Origin of the sequence: Shewanella sp. (genome assembly GCF_051658185.1) — a bacterium.
Classification (GTDB): domain Bacteria; phylum Pseudomonadota; class Gammaproteobacteria; order Enterobacterales; family Shewanellaceae; genus Shewanella.
The window spans coordinates 1-6,059 of record NZ_JBOFMC010000249.1 but is presented as its reverse complement, the minus strand read 5'-3'; the positions used below and the strand labels follow the sequence as shown (position 1 = coordinate 6,059).

The following is a 6,059-nucleotide window of genomic DNA, read 5'->3' as shown; positions in this document are numbered from 1 at the left end:
TCTTGCCTAATCACTAATCACTAATCACTAATCACTAATCACTAATCACTAATCACTAATCACTAATCACTAAGCAACTAAGCAACTAAGCAATCGGCCTACGCTGAGGCGTTCAGCGCGGGCGATAGCCTAGTTAACCCGTCGTCACGGTGTGGTTTAGCTGCTGGGTTGTGACATTTTGCGAATTTGGATCACCATCCCCATTTGTGGATGATCTAAATAGTGAATTTCATCGCTTTTTAAGCGACGATTTTGCTCAAGCGGAATAGCCATTAAATAAGGCGTCATCACCTTGGGCGCGGTGACTGCTCCCGCTTCATCTTCGTATTGGGCCATTAACTTTCTGCCTTCCTGACGCAGGGTTAAGGCCGTTTCAATATAGAGATAATGGTTAAGGTAGATATTGAGCGTACCGTCTAACTCCCATACTGGAGATGGCGTGGCAGTGAGCTGTACGGTGTTCGCGCCAGACTCAGCCGTGAGCGTTTGGGGCGGGTTTGTGGCGGGTGACGTTATTTTTCGGCCATCAAAATGATAACTGCCCGCAAAATCTTTGCCTGCAAATAAGCGAATGGGTTTGGCCGCATTTTTGCTGCGAATGGGCTGTTGCCATGTCATGTGCAGCAGGCTGCGATTGCCGCGCTCGCGGGAAAGGCTGCTAATGATGCTGGCAAATTGACCCCGGCTACTGGGGAGGAGTACGCCGTCGGCGCTAGAGACCGGGCTATTACTGCCGATTTGGTAGCCAATTTGCGCAGGATAGCGGTAGCTGAACGCTGTGCTATTGCCTAAGGTTGCGGCGCTGTTGTTTGTCCCCGTAGCTGCGCCAAGCTCAGCACATCGGCTATTAGCATCGGCATCATAAACCAGTGTACAAGGCGCAGTAGGCTCAGTCACCGATGGGATGGCTTGACCGACAACCGCAGAGGTGAGATCGATGGCTCGCTCAGTTTGTATCGTGGTGGGTGTTTTCAACCATTGTTCGGTGGATTGGTTTTGACGTTCAAATACATACACTTCAATTTCATACCACGCATCTGCACGGCTTTGGGGGCTGTGGGACAAGGCAATGAGGGTTGCGATAGCGACCGTGAGTTGACGTAACACTATTTATCTCCAAGACGATGTTGCGATAATTGTTCGAGCAAGAGTTTCACTAAGGCCAACCGGTCTTTGGCGGTTTCTGCCCCAAGGTTGAACTTTAACTTATTCGGTCCATCCATTCGATAGATTTGTGGCTGGTTTTGCAGTAATCCAATGATAAAGCTGGGATCGATGAGATGATCATGGCTAAATTCGAGACTGCCGCCCTTGGCATGGACTTCAATTTTACTCAGACCTAAATGGGTGGCCTGATGTTTATAGAGCGTCATTTCCAGCAGATTTTTAGTGGCATCGGGCAATAAGCCAAAGCGATCGATAAGCTCGACTTTTAGTTCATCGAGGGCGGCCTCGGTATGGCAGCCCGCAATGCGCTTGTACAAAGAGAGCCGGATATTAACATCTCCCACATAGGCCTCTGGCAAAAGAGCGGGGATCCGTAGCTCTATCTCACATTGTTGATTAAGCATGTGGGCAAGGGAGGGTTCTTTACCCTGCTTAAGGGCCGTGACCGCCGCCTCGAGCATCTCCATATATAAGCTAAAGCCGATTTTCGAAATATGGCCACTCTGCTCATCGCCTAGGAGTTCGCCGGCGCCGCGGATCTCAAGATCTTGAGTGGCGAGCATAAAGCCTGCGCCAAGATCTTCAAGGGCATCGATGGCCTCTAACCGTTTACGAGCATCGGGCGTCATCCGTTTAGGGTGCGGGGTCATCAAATAGGCGTAGGCTTGATGATGTGAGCGACCTACGCGGCCGCGCAGTTGGTGCAATTGGGCGAGGCCAAAGGTATCGGCACGCTCAATAATAATGGTATTGGCGCTAGGGACGTCGATGCCGGTTTCTATGATAGTCGTACAAACTAACACATTGAATCTTTGATGATAAAAATCAGACATCACGCGCTCAAGATCCCGCTCGCGCATTTGGCCATGGGCAACCACCACGCGCGCTTCAGGGAGCAGGTCAATGATGCCTTGAGCACATTTTTCAATGGTTTCGACATTATTGTGCAGATAGTAGACTTGGCCGCCGCGGAGGATCTCCCGCAGGATAGCCTCACGCACAGTTGCCGGATCGGACTCGCGCACAAAGGTTTTTACCGCCAAGCGTTTGGCGGGGGGCGTCGCAATAATGGATAAATCGCGCATGCCCGCCATGGCCATATTCAAGGTGCGCGGAATGGGCGTGGCCGTGAGGGTTAAGATATCCACATTGGCGCGCAGTGCTTTGATTTTTTCTTTTTGACGGACACCGAATCGGTGCTCTTCATCAATGATAAGTAAGCCTAGGTTTTCGAATTTGGCTTCAGATTGCAGCAACTTATGAGTGCCGATCACGATATCCACTTTGCCTTCTTCAAGTTGCTTTAGCACTTGCGTCTGCTCTTTGGCGGTTCTAAAGCGCGACATCACTTCAATCACGACTGGCCAGTCGGCGAAGCGGTCTTTAAAGTTTTCATAATGCTGCTGGGCAAGGAGTGTGGTCGGGACCAGCACGACGACTTGTTTGCCAGCGTTGACGGCCACAAAGGCGGCGCGCATTGCCACTTCGGTTTTGCCAAAGCCGACATCGCCGCAGACTAATCTGTCCATGGCGATGGGAGACTGCATGTCGGCTAATACCGCGTGGATGGCGCTTTCTTGATCGACGGTTTCTTCAAAGGGAAAACCTTGGGCAAATTGGGCATATTCTTCTTGGTCAATACTGCAACTTTCACCGGGGCGGGCTTGGCGGCGCGCATAGACATCGAGTAATTCTGCCGCCACATCGCGAATTTTTTCAATGGCTTTATTTTTGGCTTTGGCCCAAGTGTCATTGCCCAGTTTATTTAGGTGGGCCTCGTCATCGGCCCCCATGCTGTAGCGACTGATGAGATGTAAGTTGGATACGGGCACATAGAGTTTATCGCCACCGGCATATTCAAGCTGCAGGTATTCGGCGATAAGCCCGCCAGTATCTAAGGTGACCAGTCCTTGGTATAGGGCCACGCCATGCTCAAGGTGGACAATCGGTTGGCCGACTTTGAGTTCGGCTAGGTTTTTGATCAGCGCATCATTGCTGATCTGCCGCTGTTTTTCCCGGCGCCGCTGCTGAGAAATGCGCTGACCAAAGAGCTCGGTTTCACAAATAATGCTCACGGCATCGGCGGGATGTAAATTGAGGACGCAGCCCCGGGACAGGGGGGATACGATCAGGCCTAATTTGGCATCGCTTTGAATAAAATCATCAAAATGATTAAACAAGCTGGGCTTAAGCTGGATCTTGGCTAACAGATCCAGCAAGGCTTCGCGCCGTCCTTCCGATTCTGCACTAAACAATAGCCGCGGCGCGGTAGGGGCGTAGTGTTGCAGTGCCAGTAGGGGTTGTTTGAGTTTGTGGTTAGCGCTGATGTCTGGCAATACTGTGGCATCAACCCGTTGGGTTTTGGTATCGTTTAGCTCTGGTGGATTGAGCTGATAGCGCGCGAGAGGTTTAAAGGCGGCAAATAATTCCTCTATGAGTAAATACAGTTCTTTTGGTGCGAGTAGGGGCCGCAAAGGATCGACTCGCCGATCTTGGTAGCGCGTGTCAACTTCTTGTAAATGGCTGCGAGCAGATTTTTCAATGTCCCCAAGGGTAACCAGTTGGGTGCTGGGGGGCAGGTAGTCAAATAGGCTAGCGACTTCGTCAAAAAACAGCGGCAGGTAATTTTCAATCCCGGCGGGCATCAGGTTGCGGCTCACCAGTTGATAAACCGATTCAGGCTCTTTGACGATCACCTCAAAGCGGCGCCGGTATCGTTGTCTAAAGCCTTCAATGGCACCACTGTCAGTCGGGAACTCCTTGGCTGGCAGCAAACGAACGGCCTCAACGGGATGCAAGGAGCGCTGGGTTTCAGCATCAAAATGGCGAATGGTATCGACTTCATCATCGAACAGCTCGATACGTAGCGGCGTGTTCACGCCCGTTGGGAACAGATCTAAGATGGAGCCGCGGATCGCAAATTCACCGTGTTCGTACACCTGTTCGACCAGATGATAGCCGGTATCAATTAAATGTTGCCTTACGGCGTGGAGCGGGTATTTATCGCCCTTTTTCAAGACAAACACATTGGCACTTAGATAGGCTTTGGGCGGTAGGCGTACCATTAAGGTGCTTACCGGCACAATCACCACACTGTGATGGGCTTGACTGATGTGGGACAGGGTTTCTAAACGCTGTGAAATCAGATCCTGATGGGGCGAGAAACTATCGTAAGGCAGGGTTTCTCTGTCTGGAAATAACCGCACCTTAATGGTGCTTTTACTGAGTAAATAGTTGAGTTCTGATTCTAAATTCAATGCGCTCGGCGTATCACTGGTAACGATAAGCGTGGTGCCGGGATATTGGCGCACAATATTGGCAATGGTAACGGCTTGGCAAACGCCCCCAAGGGCCGATAGCGTTTGCGTTTGTACACTCTGTTTAACAACAGGTGGCGTGAAGGCTGATATGTGATTCATGGGCGTGGGATAAACTGATTTATTCACAAAGAGTTGCAGACCATTGTAGTGAGTTGCAGGCGGAGGTGCCAGTGAAAGTCGGCACTTATTGAGCGCCGTCTTTGGCCAGTTTGCGCAATTTAAGCTGTTTTTGTTGCACATTTAAGCTGGCTTTGACCAGTTGCTCAACATCCCCTTCGAGAATTTGGCTAAATTCAAGATCGACATAATATTGCGCTGCCCCAGACAGGGCTGTGGTATCCAGGTGATTGGCCATGACTTTGACAAAACACAATATGGCGATCAATTCATCGTGAATAAAGAGAGTCGTTTTAAAATGACTGCCAAGGGGCAGGGGGGAGGGGCTCCGCAACCGGATGCCGCTGCCGCCAAATTGACAGCCGCTGAATTTATCGCCTTCTTGAGTTTCTTGTTCAAGCACATGTTGTAACACTAAGTCCACTTTGCGAGATTGCAGCTTTAAAAAATCCACAATCGCTTTGGCATCATGGTCTAAATGGCGCAGCTGCAATAGGCAACTAGCCTCAAGTTCTTTGACATCACTTAACAGCTGGATCCCAACGGATTGCATTGATCTTAATGCAATATCAGTCGGCAACGGGTGATTTTGCGGCCATGGACTGAGGTAAGCCGTAAAGGCATGCGACACACTAAAATAAGGATTAGAGTCAGTGAACAAGGCTTACCTCTTTATTTATAGGAGTTAAACCCCTATTATCGTGCCCATCTTTATGATTTAGCAAGTTTAGCATATAGGACGCAGCCCTCATTCAATGGATCTTAGATTTCCTTTATACGTTGGTTACCGTTATTGGCGGGCCAGAAAAGCAAACGCGTTTGCCTCATTTATTACCTTATTTGCCGTGTCGGGGATTTTTTTAGGGGTGGCAGCCTTGATCGTGGTCAGTTCCGTCATGAATGGTCTTGAGGGCCAGCTAAAAGAACGGATCCTTGGGGCGGTGCCGCAGTTGACGGTACATACAGACAGCCCGCTGGTGGATTGGTCGATTCAGGCCAATGCACTTAAAGCCTTGCCCGGCGTGCAAGGTATTGCGCCCAGTGTTTCTACCCAAGCGATGGTGCAATCGGCAGCGAATCTGCGGGCGGTGCAGGTGTTTGGGATCTTTCCTGAGCTTGCGCAAAGCGTATCTTTTATCGCTCAGCATACCTATTCAGGTGCTTTCGATGAGCTAAAAAGCGGTAAATATAACGTGATTTTAGGGGCCGAGCTTGCACGTCAGCTTAAGGTAGGGCATGGGGATACGGTGCGGTTATTGAGCGGGGATGGGGTCGTTTACTCCCCCTTTGGACCGGTACCGAGTCAGCGTAAGTTTGTGGTGTCAGGGATTTTTGAGATGGGCTCTCAGGTCGATGCGGGCGTGGCCTATATCCATTATCAAGACGCCAGACGGTTAATGCGTCAATCTAGTGAAACGATTGATCAATTAAGGCTTTATCTTAATGATCCCTTCA

The 6,059-nt window shown here is 50.2% G+C and carries 4 protein-coding genes; 1 reads left to right on the top strand and 3 read right to left on the bottom strand.

Translation table 11 applies throughout. The features are described 5' to 3' along the window. Window positions 1-156: 156 nt before the first annotated feature. The 3 genes from ACRCZA_RS09785 to ACRCZA_RS09775 form a co-directional block, all read right to left on the bottom strand. Window positions 157-1,107, bottom strand: a complete 951-nt coding sequence (locus ACRCZA_RS09785) for a peptidoglycan binding protein CsiV (protein WP_438674255.1) — start codon at window positions 1,105-1,107, stop codon at window positions 157-159. Then, the gene (mfd, locus tag ACRCZA_RS09780) at window positions 1,107-4,586 is read right to left on the bottom strand and encodes a transcription-repair coupling factor (RefSeq protein ID WP_438674256.1); all 3,480 of its coding nucleotides are present in this window, start codon (window positions 4,584-4,586) and stop codon (window positions 1,107-1,109) included. The genes ACRCZA_RS09785 and mfd overlap by 1 nt, the downstream gene beginning before the upstream one ends. Before the next feature lie 85 nt (window positions 4,587-4,671). Further along, window positions 4,672-5,265 carry a hypothetical protein gene (locus ACRCZA_RS09775; RefSeq protein WP_438674254.1) on the bottom strand — a complete coding sequence of 198 codons (594 nt, stop codon included), beginning with the start codon at window positions 5,263-5,265 and terminating at the stop codon, window positions 4,672-4,674. A gap of 94 nt (window positions 5,266-5,359) precedes the next feature. Between ACRCZA_RS09775 and ACRCZA_RS09770 the strand changes: the two genes are divergently transcribed. Then, window positions 5,360-6,059, top strand: a 700-nt coding sequence (locus ACRCZA_RS09770) for an ABC transporter permease (RefSeq protein ID WP_438674253.1), incomplete at its 3' end; no start/stop codon positions are given.

Bases quoted from the DNA above. Each gene is read 5' to 3' on its own strand.
- mfd (WP_438674256.1), bottom strand. From the start codon at position 4,586: ATGAATCACATATCAGCCTTCACGCCACCTGTTGTTAAACAGAGTGTA.